Genomic DNA, 17,249 nt, shown 5'->3' with positions numbered 1-17,249 from the left:
TTATAGGCCTGATCTTTATGTGGCAACGTCAAGTAAGTGCACTTATCTTTGTCAGTATCTCAGGATTCGGATGCAGCACAGTTTTTGCGGACAGTAATAACGACAGTACAGTGAAATCTGGCGTGGCTGGCAATGTCAAGGTGTCACCGAGCTGCCCAGGTCCTCAACGTACCGGTCAGGAATGTGTTGCCCCTTATTCCGATGCACTCGTTCAATTACTGAACGCAGCTGGCGTTGTCGTGAGTAGTGCGACAACAGACAATGAAGGGCATTTTGTGATTCGTGCGCCAGCTGGCGACTATCAAGTTCGCGTCAATGTTGAGGGACTGTATCCACGTTGCGAGAGCACATCTGTTCGTATTCTCAACCAAACTTTTGTGCAAACTGTAATCCGCTGTGATAGCGGCATGCGCTAACCACGATTGCAGCGTTCCCCGCGTGTGAAGGTTTTTTTTGTAATGCGCTTAACTGAAAACCTCACACTCTCATAATCCGAGTGCGGACATGTCGTTTTCCCGGATGGCATCGGTGACACGCCGACTTTCCCGCAGTACGGCATCGCGATCCGGTTGGCTTGGTAATTCGCTCAAGTAGCGATCAACAACACTGCCAGTGCATGCTCCATTGTTCGCACACAGCAAAAGGGCGGTCAATGAGTCTGATCCGCACTCTAAACCTAGTTGGCAAGCCGCAATAGAAAATGCCATTGAGCGCAGTTCAGGATCAGCATGCACGGATGCGGCTGATGCTGTCATGTCAGCAATGAATTCACTCAAAGAGTTGATCGCATAGGCATCTTTTGAGGTGATAATAGAGCGTGCGACCGCCTTCGCTTCATTCATCTTTCCGGCGTTCAGATATTGGCGCGCGAGCTCTCCCGGTGATTGTGCTTCGCCTGTATTTCTGAAATTTTCCAGTTGCTGAGATTGCGACACAATGTCGTCATGAGGCAGGTCCAGGAAATTTTTACAGCGCCCCAGCAAACTACGATAAGCGTCAACGCGTTCTGAATAATTCGGCGCCTGCAGGGACAAGCCTTTGGTCACGCTATCCAAGGTCACCGCCTGTCCTTGTGGTGCCGTGAAATGGGGGAAACATGCTGTCCATGCCCGTAACGCAATATTACGTTCAGTGGGATTTTTACTGTTTTTGTTCTGTTCGAAGTTGACGCGTAAATCTGGGCTGCGCTCCAGAGGATTAGCTAAACGCTCGGTAACGGTAACAAATGGATTGGGTTCCGATCCTGCAAAAAAACGTGCCTGGCCTGGGATATGCGCCTGAATAGGAAATGTCAGATTACCGATATCCGTCTGGCGTTTCTGTGACGATGGATCATGGCTATTCACAAAATACAGTACCGCCATGCAGATCATCACTGCCGTAACTACGAGCAAACGCTGTTTTAATGTCATGGCATAAGTAGTGTAGTAAAAAACCCGGCATAAAGCCGGGGAGAGGGTAAATACAGCTTTTAATTTAACATCAGGTTTACACGCATCCGGCAATCTTGAACGATGTGATTCTCGTACTCCAATTGAAGGTGCCATCTGCTTTCAGGTATTGGCCGGTGTACCAGAATGTGCAATCATCGACCGGGTCCACGCTCATATGGGTGTAATCGCCCCAACGTTTTAGCGTGGTCAGTTGAGCGCCGGCACCTTCCACGATGGAGGTTTCATTGCTCAAGGTATTGATCGGATCGCTCGCCAAGCGGGTCGAGTAGCGCAGTGCGGGTTTCATTGTCGAGCTGGATACGCTATAGCCGACAGCCATATTTCCCATTTTATCCATCGCAACGCTTCCCATCCAGCGATAGGAAGCATCTGGTGCATAGGTAGCCTGCTGATAGATAGTTGGCGTGCTGCCTGGATTGCGGATTTCGTACCAACGCACACCAGATGATGTCGTTGAACCAGCTTGCACAGAGTGATTGACGACCAGCGATTCAGATGTGCCCAGATTGCGATATGCTAAACGGAACATCAGACGGTCGGCCAGAGAATCAAGTTGTTCGCTCGTACCAGCCTGCGGTATGCAAGTGCCGCCACTGCATGCTGCGGCAAATGCAGCTACAGGGATAGCGGTGGGGCCGGTTAAGCTGGTATTAGCAGTATTTGTCCAATCAACATGAAATTTCCACAAGTTCAATGCTGACGAACCTTTGTTGACCAGATAGTTTGGTGCACCGGCAGGAGGCAAGGTCTTTCCATCTAGGTCGGCCGGCAGTACGCCGCCATAGGTACTGCTTAACTGCACGCACTGTTGCGTTGCCAATTGACCTTGGAGCATCTTGGCGCGGTCGTAGGCACAGATTTTTGCACCGCTAAAAGCTTGGTGGCGACCGCCAAACATATTGAAGGTGACATAATAAGCATCGGGCCAGACACCTCCTTTGGGGTAATCATTAAAGGCACTGTACTGGAATGCATAACGATTATAGGCGCCAGTTGCATCCGAGGTCTGCGACACAGCAACGCATTGGTAATAAGGGCCGCCGGTCGGTACAGCAAACTGCATCAAGACCCAGCGATCAGCCAACTTGTCGTACAGGACTACCGGATCACCATCATTCTGGGTTTCGCAAGCGCCGCCAAAACCTTTCCACAAGGTGTTGCCAGCCACTGGTCCGTAAACAACATTGCCGGTTGTTTTGTCAAATACCGCAAAAGACGAATTCACCCATTGCACATACTGCGTTGCACCGACCGCACCAGTGGTGTCCGGCGGTGCCGATTGCACGGTAAAACTGCCTTGGGGGCCGGTAAAGCCAAGTCCGACGCCATCAAAACCTAAGCCTGCAGTCGTCGATGCGGCTGGATTATTGATGACGCTGGATTGGATCGCTGTATCCGTAATGCGACCCGGAGCATCAAGCTGAGGCAGAGGCTTAGCGCGCTTGTTATCAACCAGTAAAGGTTACACCGGTTGAGCTTGGCGAGATACTTTTCAAACTGGATAATTGATCGCTATAGACCGCATTGGTAACTTCTACCGTCTGGGCGTAAGCAATGAGGGGGATTGATGAAATGAACAGAGCTGCTGTCAGGGTGAGACGAGTACGTAAAATCATGAAACTCCTCCAAGGTGGTTGACTTCCTTATTATTGAGAGCTTGTGACTCGCTGGGGATTTCTTTTAATTTGACCAATGTAATGTAATCACAATTGGCTGCAGTAGTGTAAGTCTACATATTTACTATTGGCAAATAATTTATATTGATTTGTTGTTATTGCCCAGACCCAATTCGGCGTTTACATACAATCTTGACACTTTCACAGGCTGTTGCATGATTTTGCTTTTGAGAAATTTGTCTGTAGCTTAGAGTTATCGTCGGACCGCGTCATCCAAGGCTGGCGGACTCGTGCTGAACCGGCGGTCACCTACTTGCACCTCGATCCGGTACGCGGGCAGGGGGTAAGTGAAGATTTTGCTCAGCACTAGGCTTCTGGCGCTGTCCAGACCAGGTTCCACAGATGGCCATCGATATCTTCGAAACCCTGGTCATACATAAAGCCATGATCCTCGGGAGGATGTGGTGTGCGGCCACCAGCGGCAATGGCCTTGGCGATCAGGTCGTCTACCTCTGACCGGCTTTCACAACTGAGGCAAATGACGACTTCATTTGCTTCCTTCGCATTCGCGAGCGGCTTGTCGATCAGTGACTTGAAGAAAGGTTCGGTCGTCAGCATGGCTTGAATGGTACCGTCGACGATATTCATGAACGCCGCGTTTTCTCCGCTAAATCGGGAATTAAAGGTAAAGCCAAGGGCGGAAAAAAAAGCCTTGGATTTATCCAGGTCCTTCACGGGCAGATTGAGGATGATCTGTTTGTTCATAGCGCTTCCTTAATTAAGGTGAAATGGACAACCGATGCTTCATTCCAGCGGGGAATGATGGCGCACAAAAAATCGACAAGCTTGCGAAAAATATATTCCTCCAGAATAGCAATAAATCAAAGATCAAAAAGGAAATTTGTGGATCTGTTGTGTAATATCGTTGCACAAAAACAGGCGGATAATGCAACAGTTTAGAAACTACTTTAATTTCGCATAATTTATATTATGTCAAATAGAAGAAAAAGAACGACGCAGAAATTTAAACGCCAATAGTGCTCTAACGTAAAACTATCGGTTAGTTAAACGTAATCCTCAGTAGCAACTAAGTCTGTCGACGTAACTTCTCCACCGTGCAAATCCCTGCACTCTTCTGGAGAAGCATCATGTACCGCCACACCAAACTTTCCCTGCTGGCCATCGCCATTGCTACGACTGGAGCTGTCGCCTATGCCGCCAAGGGCGAGATGGAAAACGACACCCTGGCGATCACCAAGGCCAAGATTCCGCTCACCCAGGCCGTCACCATTGCCGAGCAGGACGTCAATGGCAAGGCATCGCGCGCCGAGTACGAAAAATCGAAGCAAGGTTGGGTCTATGACGTAGAGGTCGTCAGCGGGACCAAGGTCTTCGATGTCCGAGTCGATGCCGACAAGGGCACCGTCATCTCGTCTGCCGAGGACAAGGCGGATCACGATGACGACCACGACAAGCAAGATTGACCGCCTGCCAATGTGGCCGAATCACGCATGACCCGTGATCCGGCCTGGAGACTTCATGGAACACCTCAACCAAACATTCTTCCTATGGCTCAATGCGCCTGAACACCCGAATGCTCTGGTGGTGACGCTGGCCACCTTCTTTGCGGAATGGCTCATCTGGGCCGTCCCGATTCTGATCGGCATCGGCTGGCTGCGCGGCAATGTGAACACCCGCAAAGCGCTGCTGGTCGCTACCGCATCCGGCCTGCTTGGGCTGCTGGCCAACCAAATCATCGGCCTTGCTTGGTCGCATCCCCGGCCTTTCATGATCGGGCTGGGTCATACGCTCATTCCCCATGTTGCCGACTCGTCATTTCCCAGCGATCACCTGACGCTGTGGTGGTCGGTTGCCGTCAGCTTTCTGCTACAGCGAGGACTGCGAAGGGCTGGCGTCGCTTTGGCGCTGTTTGGCCTCCCCATCGCCTGGTCACGCATCTACCTGGGGGTTCACTTTCCCCTGGACATGCTTGGTGCCATTGCGGTCGCGGCGTTCAGTGCCGTGCTGACGTTGCACGAAGCACGCTGGTACATGGGGCCGATCTACCGGCTGGCGACCCGTATTCATTGCTTGTTGTTCGGCAGACTGATCGCGCTGGGATGGGTGCGCGAGTGAGCCTATGGATGGGCTAAGTCTGCCTGGTCAGACTGGCGGCAATCTCTTTTACTTCGCCAGGAAAACACCATGAACAATTTGCCCACGGTCAGAGCAAGCGACTGGCTCAACAAAGTCCCGGAAGTCACGCTGTCGTTCTGGATCATCAAGATCATGTCCACTACGGTGGGCGAGACGGGGGCTGACTTCCTGGCGGTCAACGCGGGCTTTGGCCAAGGTTTGACGCGCACCGTCATGGGTGCGTTGCTGGCAGTCGCCCTGTTCACGCACCTGCGCACCCGCCGTTACACCCCTTGGATTTACTGGCTCACGGTTGTGTTGGTCAGCGTGGTCGGTACCCAGATCACCGACCTGTTGACCGACGGCCTGGGCGTCAGCTTGTACATCAGCACTTCGGCGTTCGCCGTGGCGCTAGCCGCGATCTTCTTTGTTTGGTATCGGGTCGAACGTACCCTGTCCATCCACGACATCGTGACGCGCCGCCGGGAGCTGTTCTATTGGTCAGCCATCCTCTGCACATTTGCGCTGGGCACCGCTGCCGGTGATCTGGCGACCGAGGCGCTGGGTCTGGGCTTTACCTGGGGAGCTGTCGCCTTTGGTGCGCTGATCAGCATCACCTATGCCGCCTGGCGCATGGGCGGCAACGCCGTGCTGACCTTCTGGATCGGCTACATCCTGACCCGTCCCTTCGGCGCTGCGCTCGGCGACCTGCTGACGCAAGCCAAGACTTACGGTGGCCTCGGAATGGGGGCCATGTGGACCAGCGCCTTGTTCCTCTCAGTCATCGTCATGCTGGTGGCCGTTGCGCAGATCGGCATGAACGCAGGCCGCTCCGCCCAGGCCGCCGAGTAACCCTCTTCCCAATTTTCAAGGAGAAATCATGCCCAATAAGCACTCTATCGCTCGCCTTGTCGCCACCGTATCGGCGGTGGCGCTCGTGGCCCTGTCCACCGGCTGCTCCAAGCCTGCCGACCAAGGCCGCGCGAGCACCGCCTCTGCACCGTCTGCCAATGCCAGCACGGTATCGCTGAGCCAAGCCGCTTCCAAGCTGGGCGACTTGACCGCTTTTCGCAGCATCGCCACTGACGTGGCCACCATCGTAGACAAGGGTGATCTGCCCGCCGCCAAGACCCGCATCAAGGATTTGGAGGTGGCCTGGGATTCGGCCGAGGCCGGACTGAAACCGCGCGCTGCCGACGACTGGCATGTGCTCGATAAGGCCATTGACAAGGCGTTGTCTGCGTTACGTGCCGATGCACCGAACCAGGTCGATTGCAAGGCCGCGATGGGTGCCCTGCTGAAAACCTTCGACACGCTCGAAGGCAAAGCCTGATCCGTGAGCGTGCTCCATGAAAACATCCACTGAACACGCTCTGGCCAAGGTGCCAGAAGTCACGCTGGGCTTTTGGCTCATCAAGATTGCCGCAACCACGCTTGGCGAAACCGGCGGCGATGCCGTCTCGATGTCCATGAACCTGGGATATTTGGTTGGCACCGGCATCTTCGCCGTGATCTTCCTGGCTGCCGTCATCGCGCAGGTCAAGGCCAAGGGCTTCCATCCCTTCCTGTACTGGACAACCATCATCGCCACCACCACGGTTGGCACGACGTTGGCCGACTTTGCGGATCGTTCGCTCGGCATCGGGTACGCTGGCGGTTCGAGCTTGTTGCTGGCCTTGTTGCTCGGCTCGCTCTTCGTCTGGCATCGCACCCTCGGCTCCGTGTCGGTGAGCACCGTCAGCTCACCCAAGGCGGAAGCCTTCTACTGGCTGACGATCATGTTCTCGCAGACGCTGGGCACGGCGTTGGGTGACTGGATGGCGGATACGGCGGGCCTGGGCTACACAGGTGCGGCCGTCGTGTTCAGTGGGTTGCTTGCCCTGGTTGTGGCAGCCTACTACTGGACGGGCGTGTCCCGCACACTGCTGTTTTGGGCGGCGTTCATCCTGACCCGCCCGCTGGGAGCCGTGGTCGGCGACTTTCTGGACAAGCCGCTGAGCGCTGGCGGCTTGGCGCTGAGCCGCTATTCGGCCTCGGCCGCACTGCTGGCCTTCATGGTCATCGCAGTCCTGCTGTTCAAGCAGCGGGCGGCTAAGACCGCACATTGAAAATACGGTCATCCCAGCCAATATGGAGGAAACAATGCCATGAGAAATAGTCCTGATCAATATGACAAATTAAGCAAAGCATTTCATTGGATTACGGCCGGAATTGTTGTCACAGCATTCGTGTTAGGGCCCGGCGACTTCGGGCGAATAGTTGATGGTGGAGTCGATCCAGCCACACGAAATGACATCGTGTGGCATGAGTCTTTGGGTATCGCCGTATTTGTGCTCACATTCTTGCGCTTGATTTGGGCTGCAATACGTCCGGGTGCTCCACGGCATCAGATGTCGGTATGGATGTTTGGCCTTTCCCGATTGGCACATTTTGCACTGTGGGCTTTACTTCTTTTGCTGCCGATTTCTGCGCTGCTGGCTCTGGGAAGCGAATCTCATCCTTTGACGCTATTGGGCGGAATTCGAATTAACTTGTTTCCCTTTATTGGGAATTCTTATTTTTCCAACCTTGCAGACTGGGGCGAGATTCACAAACTGCTTGGTGATGTCATCATATGGTTGACAGGCATTCACGCGCTGGCTGCCATATATCACCACATCAGACTAAAAGATAAAGTTCTTGTCTCGATGTTACCGTAATGCTGGCGTAATAACTTTAAGCGGAGGGGAAATGCGGGTATTGCTGGTCGAAGACGACCCCATGATCGGCGAAGCGATTCAGGGCGCATTGAAGGATGCGTCCTATGCCACCGACTGGGTGAAGGACGGGCAGACCGCCCTCACGACGCTGGATTGCCAGCACTATGACCTGGTTCTGCTCGATCTGGGCTTGCCCGGCAAGGATGGCCTGGAGGTGCTGGCCAACATCCGCGCCAAGGACAACCCGGTTCCGCTGCTCATTATCACGGCACGTGATGGACTGGATGACCGCCTACGTGGCTTGGACGGCGGAGCCGACGACTACGTGTCCAAGCCCTTTCAGATGGCCGAGCTGTTGGCCCGGATGCGCGCCATTTTGCGGCGCAAGGGTGGCAACGCCGCGCCCGTGCTAAGCAACGGCATGGTGTCGCTTGATCCGGCCACGAAAGAGGCCAGCGTCAATGGAGTCTCCTCAGTGCAACTCTCCAACCGCGAATTCGCGCTGCTGCAAGCCTTGCTGGTTCGACCTGGGGCCATTCTCTCGCGCAGCGAACTGGAAGATCGCATCTACGGCTGGGGAGAAGAGGTCGAAAGCAATGCCGTCGAATTCCTGATCCATGCGCTGCGGCGCAAGCTGGGCAGCGAGGTCATCAAGAACGTCAGGGGGGTCGGATGGATGGTTTCAAAAGCCGCTTGAACGAATCGGTTCAGCTCAAACTGTCCCTCACCCTGTCGCTGGCCATCCTCGTGGTGGCCAGCGTGGCGGGTGTCTTTTCGTTCCTGTCGGCCTTCGATGAAGCCCATGAGCTACAGGACGATGTTCTACGCCAGGTGGTACAGCTCATGGATAGGCAGCACCTGTTACCGGCGACGCCGACGCCCGATGCACGCCCCAAAGATGGCGATGAAGAATCGCGCGTGATCGTCCGGCGCTTGGACCAGGCCAACCCCTCTACGGTAGGTGTGGATGCAGGCGGCACGCTTTCCCTGCCGACGACACTGGCTGATGGGTTGCACACGCTGGAGGTCGGCGGCGAGTCGTTCCGCGTGCTGGTCAAGACCATGGCGGCCGGAGAGCGCATCGCCGTGGCGCAGGAAACGGGCTTCCGCAATGAAATCGCCCGCGATGGAGCGCTGCGCACCGTGATGCCTTTCCTGATTCTCGTACCGGTACTACTGCTGATCGTTGCCGACCTGGTGCGCAAGATGTTCCGCCCCATTGCGGCACTTTCCAAAGAAATCGACCTGCGCACCGAGCAGGAACTGCACCCCGTCGAAGATCGTCATCTTCCGGTCGAGGTGCGCCCATTCGCCTTGGCGATCAACCGGCTGCTCGCCCGCGTCGGCCGGTCTATGGACTCTCAGCGCCGCTTTGTGGCGGATGCCGCGCACGAGCTGCGCTCGCCGTTGACCGCCCTTTCGCTGCAAGCGGAGAGGCTGGCAGAGGCAGAAATGTCCGCCCTGGCGTGCGAACGATTGACGGTGTTGCGCCAAGGAATCGAGCGCGGCCTAAGCCTTCTGGATCAACTCCTAACCTTGGCCAAGGCGCAGTCGGCTGCCGACTTACCGAAGTCACCGATATCCGTTCAGGCCATCTACCGTCGCGTGCTGGAAGACCTCATGCCGCTGGCCGAGGCCAAGCACATCGACATCGGGGTCGAAGGCACGCAAGACGCCGAAGTGTGGGCCAGCGAGCTGGACATGATCGCCGTGGTCAGGAATCTGGTCGATAACGCCATTCGCTATACACCAGAGGGTGGGCGGGTTGATCTTTCCGTAGGTATATCGGAAGGGAAAGCCGAGCTGCGTGTTCAGGACAGCGGGCCTGGCATTCCGTTGGCAGAACGGGATCGGGTTTTTGATCCCTTCTACCGCATACTGGGCAGCGAGCAGATCGGTTCGGGTCTCGGGCTTTCCATCATCCAAACAATTGCCCATCGCATCGATGCGGAAATTCGCCTCGATTTCGTGGACGAAACACAGCAAACCGGCTTAAAGGTTTCCGTTAGCGTTCCAATGAAGCAATGAATTGAGAAACGATGAGTGTAGCGAATTGGTTACTTCAACTGGATGGTTCTACTGCGCACTACTGTCAGTTGTGGTTGCGGCGCTGACGGCCATTTTTGCCAAGGTGGGCATTCAGGGCGTTGATTCCGATCTCGCCGACTCTAGTCCGGCAAACTAAATGTGATCAGTCCCGTTCGTGCATTGCGGTGCTGATCTGCGCCGCAGCCTGCAGCAATTCGGGAAGGAATTTGAGTTCGGCTTCCTTTTGGCTGACTGCGCGGTTAAGGAACACGACGTTGATGCTACCCCTGACCGAGCTCTCCGAATAAATGGGCACCGCCAGCGCGCCGATCTTCGCCTGCGCGTCCCAGTCGCCGTGATTGGAGCCGTAACCGTCCTCGATAATTCTCTTGATGAGCGCGCGTACCAAAGCATCGTTTTTCGCGATTGCCTGCTGCTGGCCGCCCACGCCAGCGCGCAGCAAGTTTAATATCTCCTCCTGCTCCGTCTCGTGGCACATGCCGAAGTATGCACGTCCCGCTGCTGTAAGCAACATCGGCAATCGACGTCCCACCATGGCACGGTGAAAGGATAAGGGACTGAATCGATGCGTCGTTTCTCGGATAATCATTGCGTCGCCGTCTGGCGTGGTCAGGTCCGACGGCCAGGTGATGCGTTGCAGCAGCCGTCCCATGATCGGCGGCGCCACGGTCGCGATACGCTCGACGTCTGTAAATCCTTCACTGAGTCCGCGCACCGACAGCATGAGCCGGAAACTGTCGTCGAAATTACTACGCCGGACATAACCTTCCTCAACAAGTGTCTCTAGCAGCCTGCGCACCGTGGTCCGGTGCATACCGGTCACATCGGCTATCTGCTGGCTCGTCGCGAGGCCGCCATCCATCGCGTTCAATGCTATGTGGCAGCTCGGTGTGCCGCTCAGCCTCCCCAACGCAGTGCTGCTGACGCATTTTCATTCCGACCATACCAGTGGGATTGCCGATATCTGGCTGACCGGTTGGGTCGACACGCCGTATGGGCGGCGCAAGACGCCGTTTCAGGTCATTGGGCCGATTGGCACGAAGCGCCTGATGCAGGGCTTGGAGCAGGCTTACGCCGACGACGTCAACATCCGTCTGAAAGATGAGAAAAATCCGCCGGCGGGCGTCAAGGTGGCGGTGAAGGAATTCAAATCGGAGGGTGTGGTATACCAGCAAGATGGGGTGGTCGTCACGGCGTTTGAAGTCGATCACGGAGATGCCATCAAACCGGCCTATGGCTATCGCATCGATTACAAGGGCCATTCCGTCGTGGTCTCGGGCGACACCCGTTATACGGAAAATGTTGTGAAATATGGCAAGAATACTGACCTGCTAATCCATGAGGTGGCAATTGCCAACCGTGATGCCCTTAACGGCAACGAGGGATTCAGGCGCATCTTCGCACATCATACTTCACCGCAGCAGGCTGGACTGATCTTCAGTCAGGCCAAGCCTCGCATGGCCGCCTACACCCATCTGGTATTCCTGCCCGACCCGCGCTTTCCGGTGCCATCCGTGGACGATGTCATGCATCAGACCCGCGAAACCTATGGCGGCCCCCTGCAGATAGGGGCCGATCTCATGACGTTCAGTATCGGGGAGACCATTGATGTCAAACCGTTTAGTCCGAAGCAATAAGGTCATTCCAAAGCGGTGCGCTTGAATGTAAGGTAAGCAGCAATTTAGGAAACCGCCTTCTCCCCTTCTCTAATAAACGTAATACCCGGGATTGAGGGGAAACCGGGATAAAGGTGGAAATGACACATAAGCCTAAAAGTAATAAAGATTGATTCCTTTATGCTTTTTTTTGTGAATTCACTTGCGGAGGCACCGGAATTGGGGAGTCTGATACATTCGAATGGATTAGCGATCCACTGGGCTGCCCACAACGTGTGACGCCAACCATCGGGGTGTCGCCGAGCGAAATGCTGGTAGTTCGTTTCGAAGTGCTCGGTATTCTTCCGCGCGATTTCTCCATAAATCACTGTCAACTCGACGAATACCTTTGACGTGGCAAAATCCAACGATCTTTGCGTTTCAAAATAGCGTGCTCGAATTAACTGCAAATATTCGACCAGTTAAAGACCATACAACTTAGTCAAGGCCTCGCCGACTTCATGCATCCGTTTGTTGGTCTGTTCCCAAGACTCGAAAATCTGATTCCAACGATCCTGTTCAAGGATAATGTGGGCGACTGCTAATTTCCCCATTTGATCGGCGATATCCTGCACGGTTTGATTCGTGATTTTTTGCAATTCCCAAAGGCGCTCGGCTTGTTGTTTTTGGCTAGGCGTCATAGTCTTCTCCAATCTATTTGTTCAAAGGGAAATGGGCACTTGCATTGTATCGCATGGTCTACCCCAGCGAGTCGGTGTATTGAGGCAATATTTCCGTCTCATAAGGTTGGATTTGTCTTTTCAAGACATGTCATCTTGAAAGTCTAGAGTCTAATGAGACAGAATCAGGCTCTTCGAGGGCTGGCCGGGATAATTACACTAAGCGATGCCACTTCTCGCTTGGTTAGACGCGACAGCAATATGACATTCCTTATCTACCAAATGCCCTCTATTAACGGTGCTCGCAACAGCCTATGTGTATCTGCTGACACAGTTATTTTGTGCGGTTCTGGCAGCTTTCGATAGTTATCTACACAGATTTCCATAAGTTGAAAAAAACGTGCTGTTTGGCTATCGAATACTAAGTTTGCTAATTCCGTGTTATGCCCAACCAAAAAATCACCAGCATGCAGAATTTCACCAAGGCTGTTCTTACTGTCTGCTAAGTTCTTTTGTAGCATGCGAGAAGGAACACTCCAGTTGGTGTTCGCTTTCCGTATTGCAACACCCAAAATAGGTGCCATAAAATCGATTAGCCAGCCATCACACTCCACCCAAGCATGAAACGCCTTTTCATCGCTCTGAAAACAACCGTTTTCAGAGCGACCGTAAATTACAACGTTTGGTTGTTGCTCATCAACCCTGAGTGCCATACAGCCAACACTGATTGTTGCAGGAACGTTGTAGTGTTCTCGCAGAATTGCAGCCCCAGTTGCTGCGAAAAAGACGCAGGATCTATATGTGATTGGACTTCCAGATGTTTCGAGGGCGTCAAAGATGAACTGGTAGATTCTTTGATAGTCAGGTAATGGTAACGGAGGTAGTGATTTCATATTTTCGTTGAACCATCTAGTTTTCGATGAACATAGGACAGGATTCCAAACACGTCAATTGCATCCTGCTCTGGCATTGCCCAGGTGGTTTTAGGCGCATGGGCCGTAGGGTTTCGAATCGCACCAAAGATACCAACTAACATATTAGCTATTCCCTTCTGTTCGCTCAGTTCGGTGTCGGACTTAAGCGAGTTAATGGCTAAGATGGGTGCTTTCACGGAAAATACTGTATTAACAAGTTCAGCACCATCTGAACCTAATCCTGACATGAGTCGCAATCGCTCTGCGAGGCCTTTAACCGCCTCTAGTACCGCATGAAAGTAATTTTCTTCAAGTAACTCTGCTTTACAATACTTGAGTACTTCTGTGTGAAGTCCCCGGCTTTCCATTAATAAATATAAACGACCAGCGCGCGCACGAGCCCCTTCTACGGTTGATTCTCGACTTGTATATGTCACTAAGCCGTCTTCGCGTACTCTGTAACCAGAAAAAGCAAGAGCAACATTAAGACCATCCTGACGCCACCGAAAAAGTTCTGGAGTCGATACATACCTGGCAGGCACCATAGCTTTATTGATGAATTGAATTAGGAAATTTCCTACTTGAACCTGATTCTGTTTACCTGCCATTGCATTGTATAAACGCTTCCACTTGGTAATAGTCGGATCTGTGTCGGTAACGCCAATTTCCAAAAGCAAGTGGGTAATCTCGCTTCCAGTGAGGCCGCACGTGGTGTCGGCGAGTACTTTGCATACAGCTTCAAGCTCAGCCGAAGCAAAACAGGAAAGATTTGCCATGTTTAGTTTTCTGCGGCGCAGTCTCTTAGGCGATGTAACTATCTTTGATCGCCTTTAGTAAATTGCTATTGTCGTCAAGAATTCTGTTACCTACAATTTCTCTGCCAACGGCCTCATTTAAGGTGATCAATTCGAGAAACAGGATAACGAGAGCGTTGAATTTATCTTCTGAGTTGATAATGCACCGTGTATTGTCTGGCGTACGTAAGCGCATCAACGCTTCTTTGTTATAGATATGATTACTAAGTGCGTTTTGGAGGTTCGCGAGTAATGACAATTCTTCCCATTGATAGACACTCAAAATAGATTGATCCATATGCCACACAAGACTTGCAATATCATAACTATTGAGTGTAATGCTATCCGACTTCTCAGAGTCAGCCTTGAGTGTTTTAAGAAGTCGGATAGCCTTTTTTGCCCCGCCCATAGTATCAGTATCTTTCTTCTGGATATGGTGCATGTGCAGAAATGGAAAATTTGTCACTGTTTGCTTCGTGGATGCATCAAAAATGCACACGGCTCGATCTTTACGGTCTCCGCTGATTTGGTAGCCAATAGTGTCGTGTCAATGTGACGGTACGACATCAACCTTTCTGGATAATGAACCACCATCGATAGCAATAGACTTAGATCCCGAGGTATCAACTCGCGCTTCAGGAAAAGTAGCACGAAGAATGCTTCCACATCTGTTCCTGAGCTGGGCTAATAACGTTTCCATGGATTCACCATGCCAACTTGCATATCCTCCACGCTGCCCCTTTGGGCCACTAGGATCATATGTACACGCATCCGTGCGTAGGACGAGGAGGTCCACGTCACTTACACCGCGTATGTGAACATTAAGTGGTACCGACCCTTGATATTCAAATTCGACTGGTATATCACCATCCAAATTGCGTTTGAGCTGATTTTTTACTCTTTCCCCTTGTTCAATCGAATTTTGCGTGTAGGTCGGATCGACTTGTTGCATCGCGCCAAGTGCATATTTGGTAGCCTTGTTCTGCGAACGTTTTTCATATGCCTCTTGGATGGAGCCTTTATACAAAGAATCCAATGAAAGAGCAGCGGTAGCTAATCGTCCTTGATCGCTACGCCTTTGCTTGAGGTTGTTGAGTTTGCTGTCAAAATCTATATTCAATTTTATGCCTTTGTGATCGACATGCGACCAAATGATTTTCTGCCTTTTGCAGTGAAGTACTCGCCGGAGGCGCTTTTTAAATCTCTTTCAAATTGTAGTTCGCAATAACCGAGATGAGATTTAAGTTCAGGTTCACCAGTACGTGGTTCGTTTCGATAGCTGTACATCAACAAATAAGTACCGTCACCGCAAGGAATCAGAGCAGCAGATACACTGTTTGATGACGATTGTTCAGTTTTTTGCTTGATGTGAATTTTTTCCCAGTCTTGCGATATTTTGATTGTCGAAGTCCAGTCAAATATTACTGTTCCATCATCATCCATTGATTGCCCAATGCACTTCCATTCGCCATCGATGCAAGGTATTTTCCATATCCGAGAAAGGACTTTCCACGCGTATTTATTAAAAATCCAGTATACAAAACCATATGCAAGCCCTGCTGAGATTGCAATGGTCGAATACGAATATGCCCAGCCGGGAAACCCTAACGCCATCATGATTTTGCCTAAGCTTGCCAGTAGAGTTGTGGCAGCGGTAGCTGCAATCGCCGCGATACCAGCCAGATATCTCCCGACCGAAGCACGGTTGTGACCTCCAATAGAATATTCGTGTGCCAGCATTATTCCTCTTTCTCTTCAGCGATTAGGTACTACATGAAAGTGATTTATGGTTTTCGATTTGATTGAGATACAACCGAACCAGCAAGTGATTTGGTTGTTGAGTTTGACTTCTGGCTATGCAGCGCCGATGACGCCTTGGTTTCTATTGATTTACTTGTCGTTTTAGATGTACCTGACTGTGCTAGAGCACTTCCAGCTAAACTTTTTTGAATTTGAGATGCATTGGCATTCCCAAGAGTTCTACCAGCTAATGAGGAACTTTTACTTCCGGTTTGTTTTTGATTCGTCATGTCACACCTTTAGCTTATTTAGATATCAATTGAAAATTTGTTTCAGATATTTTTTATAGAAAACACTAGATGCAGTTAATCGTTTTTATTTTTAACTATATATGGCACTGTATGAATAATCAAGTATTTTTTGTCATCATGTCTCAGGCGTAAATTGAACTTACTCATTCTTGGAGTTTGAGATGCCAAAATGATCTTGTAAATTGGCCATCATCGTTTTTTGTGTTTCAATAATCGCTAACGATTTGACTAGTTCCAATTGTTGTTCATGGAGTTGAGACCTCAAAATTTCGGTTTGAGTAGAAATTTCTATCAATTGACTTCGTAGTTCACCTATAGCAACATCTTTAGCGGCCGATTCAGATTCCAATAAAATGGCTCGACTAGTAGTGACCTTAAGTGACTCAATCTCACTAAACTGCTTGCGCTCGCTACTTTGTAGATCGTAAATCGACTTTTGAGCCTGAGAAAGTTCGGCAACCAACCTAGCGCCATCTTGGTTAAGTCCCGTAATCTCGTTTTGCTTATGCACTAGGCTTTGCTGCAGGAGGCGGATTTCACCTTGTAGCTGCTGGACTTGATGTTCGTGGCGCCGGATATCTTGGTCGCGCTGTTCCCTCACTGACTCACGATAATGTTCTAAGGCCTCGCGCGCATGCCGGTGCTTTTCTTCCAGCGATAAGCGGTAGATATCGTTTTCCGCCAGACGCTCCTTCAGATCAGCCACTTGTTGTTCCAGCGTATGATGGGTGATCGTCTCTTTCTGCAGCAATTCATGTGTTTGTGCGTGACTTTGTTTTTCTTGCGCCATCGCTTCATGACTTTGAATCAGTTCGGCTTTGACAGCAGCGATACTGGCCTCAAGCGCTGCCAAGGCATGAGCATGCGCCTGACCCATCTCCGCCTGTTGTTTCTCGATGCCAGCAATCCGTTCGTTGGCTTCGTCTTCCAGCTGGCCAGCAAGACGTTCTACCAGGTCGTGCAGTGCGTCGCTAATAGAAACTTTGCGTCCCTGAGGATCACCGTCTTCTTCAAGCTCTTTCAGGTATTTGTGGATGGTCGTTTTCGAGCCTGTGTTTCCCAGCACGATGCGGACCGCGTCGACCGACGGGTGTTTGCCCTGGACTAGGATGGCATCGCGTGCCTTTTTGACTTCTGATTTGTACAGTCCTGTTCTGGCCATGATCACTCCATCAAATTACGTAATAGGTTACATGCCACGTAATTACATACTACAGTATGCTTAAATTCAAGGCAGAATCTGCTGAAATTTCACACTGGA

At 51.7% G+C, this 17,249-nt stretch carries 23 protein-coding genes; 10 read left to right on the top strand and 13 right to left on the bottom strand.

Annotated features, from left to right (window positions below):
• The first annotated feature begins 17 nt into the window (after positions 1-17).
• Positions 18-416, top strand: a complete 399-nt coding sequence (locus H8K27_RS16070; protein ID WP_186864197.1) for a carboxypeptidase-like regulatory domain-containing protein — start codon at positions 18-20, stop codon at positions 414-416.
• A gap of 69 nt (positions 417-485) precedes the next feature.
• Here the strand turns inward: H8K27_RS16070 and H8K27_RS16065 are convergent, their stop codons facing one another.
• The 4 genes from H8K27_RS16065 to H8K27_RS16050 form a co-directional block, all read right to left on the bottom strand.
• On the bottom strand, positions 486-1,547 hold the full coding sequence (locus H8K27_RS16065; protein WP_186864196.1) for a hypothetical protein: 1,062 nt from the start codon (positions 1,545-1,547) through the stop codon (positions 486-488).
• Positions 1,489-2,739, bottom strand: coding sequence for a hypothetical protein (locus H8K27_RS16060; RefSeq protein ID WP_186864195.1), 1,251 nt, complete (start codon positions 2,737-2,739; stop codon positions 1,489-1,491). The genes H8K27_RS16065 and H8K27_RS16060 overlap by 59 nt, the downstream gene beginning before the upstream one ends.
• 163 nt (positions 2,740-2,902) lie before the next feature.
• Positions 2,903-3,070: a hypothetical protein gene (locus H8K27_RS16055; RefSeq protein ID WP_186864194.1), complete on the bottom strand. Its 168-nt coding sequence runs from the start codon at positions 3,068-3,070 to the stop codon at positions 2,903-2,905.
• 366 nt (positions 3,071-3,436) lie between these two features.
• On the bottom strand, positions 3,437-3,835 hold the full coding sequence (locus H8K27_RS16050) for a VOC family protein (RefSeq protein WP_186864193.1): 399 nt from the start codon (positions 3,833-3,835) through the stop codon (positions 3,437-3,439).
• A gap of 383 nt (positions 3,836-4,218) precedes the next feature.
• On the opposite strand from H8K27_RS16050, the gene H8K27_RS16045 reads away from it, so the two are divergent.
• The 8 genes from H8K27_RS16045 (at position 4,219) to H8K27_RS16010 (ending at position 9,933) form a co-directional block, all read left to right on the top strand.
• Entirely contained in the window at positions 4,219-4,554 is a 336-nt protein-coding gene (locus H8K27_RS16045) for a PepSY domain-containing protein (protein WP_186864192.1), read from the top strand.
• 55 nt (positions 4,555-4,609) lie between these two features.
• Positions 4,610-5,206, top strand: a complete 597-nt coding sequence (locus H8K27_RS16040; RefSeq protein WP_186864191.1) for an undecaprenyl-diphosphatase — start codon at positions 4,610-4,612, stop codon at positions 5,204-5,206.
• Positions 5,207-5,275: 69 nt separating this feature from the next.
• The gene (locus tag H8K27_RS16035) at positions 5,276-6,058 is read left to right on the top strand and encodes a COG4705 family protein (RefSeq protein ID WP_186864190.1); all 783 of its coding nucleotides are present in this window, start codon (positions 5,276-5,278) and stop codon (positions 6,056-6,058) included.
• Positions 6,059-6,086: 28 nt separating this feature from the next.
• Positions 6,087-6,539: a hypothetical protein gene (locus tag H8K27_RS16030; RefSeq protein ID WP_186864189.1), complete on the top strand. Its 453-nt coding sequence runs from the start codon at positions 6,087-6,089 to the stop codon at positions 6,537-6,539.
• 16 nt (positions 6,540-6,555) lie between these two features.
• The gene (locus H8K27_RS16025) at positions 6,556-7,314 is read left to right on the top strand and encodes a COG4705 family protein (RefSeq protein WP_186864188.1); all 759 of its coding nucleotides are present in this window, start codon (positions 6,556-6,558) and stop codon (positions 7,312-7,314) included.
• 39 nt (positions 7,315-7,353) lie between these two features.
• A complete protein-coding gene (locus H8K27_RS16020) occupies positions 7,354-7,905 on the top strand; it encodes a cytochrome b (protein WP_186864187.1) in 552 nt (183 codons plus the stop codon).
• Between the two features lie 31 nt (positions 7,906-7,936).
• Positions 7,937-8,602: a response regulator transcription factor gene (locus H8K27_RS16015; RefSeq protein ID WP_186864186.1), complete on the top strand. Its 666-nt coding sequence runs from the start codon at positions 7,937-7,939 to the stop codon at positions 8,600-8,602.
• Positions 8,578-9,933: a sensor histidine kinase gene (locus tag H8K27_RS16010; protein WP_186864185.1), complete on the top strand. Its 1,356-nt coding sequence runs from the start codon at positions 8,578-8,580 to the stop codon at positions 9,931-9,933. The genes H8K27_RS16015 and H8K27_RS16010 overlap by 25 nt, the downstream gene beginning before the upstream one ends.
• A 163-nt stretch (positions 9,934-10,096) precedes the next feature.
• Here the strand turns inward: H8K27_RS16010 and H8K27_RS16005 are convergent, their stop codons facing one another.
• Positions 10,097-10,864, bottom strand: a complete 768-nt coding sequence (locus H8K27_RS16005; protein WP_230419439.1) for a DNA-binding transcriptional regulator — start codon at positions 10,862-10,864, stop codon at positions 10,097-10,099.
• Between H8K27_RS16005 and H8K27_RS16000 the strand changes: the two genes are divergently transcribed.
• Positions 10,830-11,591, top strand: a complete 762-nt coding sequence (locus H8K27_RS16000; protein ID WP_186864183.1) for an MBL fold metallo-hydrolase — start codon at positions 10,830-10,832, stop codon at positions 11,589-11,591. The two genes, H8K27_RS16005 and H8K27_RS16000, sit on opposite strands and share 35 nt — an antisense overlap.
• A gap of 440 nt (positions 11,592-12,031) precedes the next feature.
• Here the strand turns inward: H8K27_RS16000 and H8K27_RS15995 are convergent, their stop codons facing one another.
• The 8 genes from H8K27_RS15995 to H8K27_RS15960 all read right to left on the bottom strand — a co-directional run bounded on the left by H8K27_RS15995 (position 12,032) and on the right by H8K27_RS15960 (position 17,150).
• On the bottom strand, positions 12,032-12,250 hold the full coding sequence (locus H8K27_RS15995) for a hypothetical protein (protein ID WP_186864182.1): 219 nt from the start codon (positions 12,248-12,250) through the stop codon (positions 12,032-12,034).
• Between the two features lie 254 nt (positions 12,251-12,504).
• The gene (locus H8K27_RS15990) at positions 12,505-13,122 is read right to left on the bottom strand and encodes a DUF2026 family protein (protein ID WP_186864181.1); all 618 of its coding nucleotides are present in this window, start codon (positions 13,120-13,122) and stop codon (positions 12,505-12,507) included.
• Positions 13,119-13,919: a TIGR02391 family protein gene (locus H8K27_RS15985; RefSeq protein ID WP_186864180.1), complete on the bottom strand. Its 801-nt coding sequence runs from the start codon at positions 13,917-13,919 to the stop codon at positions 13,119-13,121. Before H8K27_RS15985 ends, H8K27_RS15990 begins: the two co-directional genes overlap by 4 nt.
• Positions 13,920-13,944: 25 nt before the next feature.
• Positions 13,945-14,403 carry a hypothetical protein gene (locus H8K27_RS15980; protein WP_186864179.1) on the bottom strand — a complete coding sequence of 153 codons (459 nt, stop codon included), beginning with the start codon at positions 14,401-14,403 and terminating at the stop codon, positions 13,945-13,947.
• An 81-nt stretch (positions 14,404-14,484) separates the two neighbouring features.
• Positions 14,485-15,057, bottom strand: coding sequence for a nucleotidyltransferase family protein (locus H8K27_RS15975; protein ID WP_186864178.1), 573 nt, complete (start codon positions 15,055-15,057; stop codon positions 14,485-14,487).
• Positions 15,058-15,059: 2 nt separating this feature from the next.
• Positions 15,060-15,677, bottom strand: a complete 618-nt coding sequence (locus H8K27_RS15970; protein WP_186864177.1) for a Cap15 family cyclic dinucleotide receptor domain-containing protein — start codon at positions 15,675-15,677, stop codon at positions 15,060-15,062.
• Positions 15,678-15,721: 44 nt separating this feature from the next.
• On the bottom strand, positions 15,722-15,967 hold the full coding sequence (locus tag H8K27_RS15965) for a hypothetical protein (protein WP_186864176.1): 246 nt from the start codon (positions 15,965-15,967) through the stop codon (positions 15,722-15,724).
• 160 nt (positions 15,968-16,127) lie between these two features.
• Positions 16,128-17,150, bottom strand: coding sequence for a DNA-binding protein (locus tag H8K27_RS15960; protein WP_186864175.1), 1,023 nt, complete (start codon positions 17,148-17,150; stop codon positions 16,128-16,130).
• Positions 17,151-17,249 lie beyond the last annotated feature (99 nt).

The sequence above is a fragment of the Cognatundibacterium griseum genome (genome assembly GCF_014284195.1).
In the GTDB taxonomy this organism is placed as follows: domain Bacteria; phylum Pseudomonadota; class Gammaproteobacteria; order Burkholderiales; family Burkholderiaceae_D; genus Undibacterium; species Undibacterium griseum.
The sequence above is the reverse complement of the archived record's forward strand: the minus strand, read 5'-3'. Positions and strand labels throughout refer to the sequence as shown.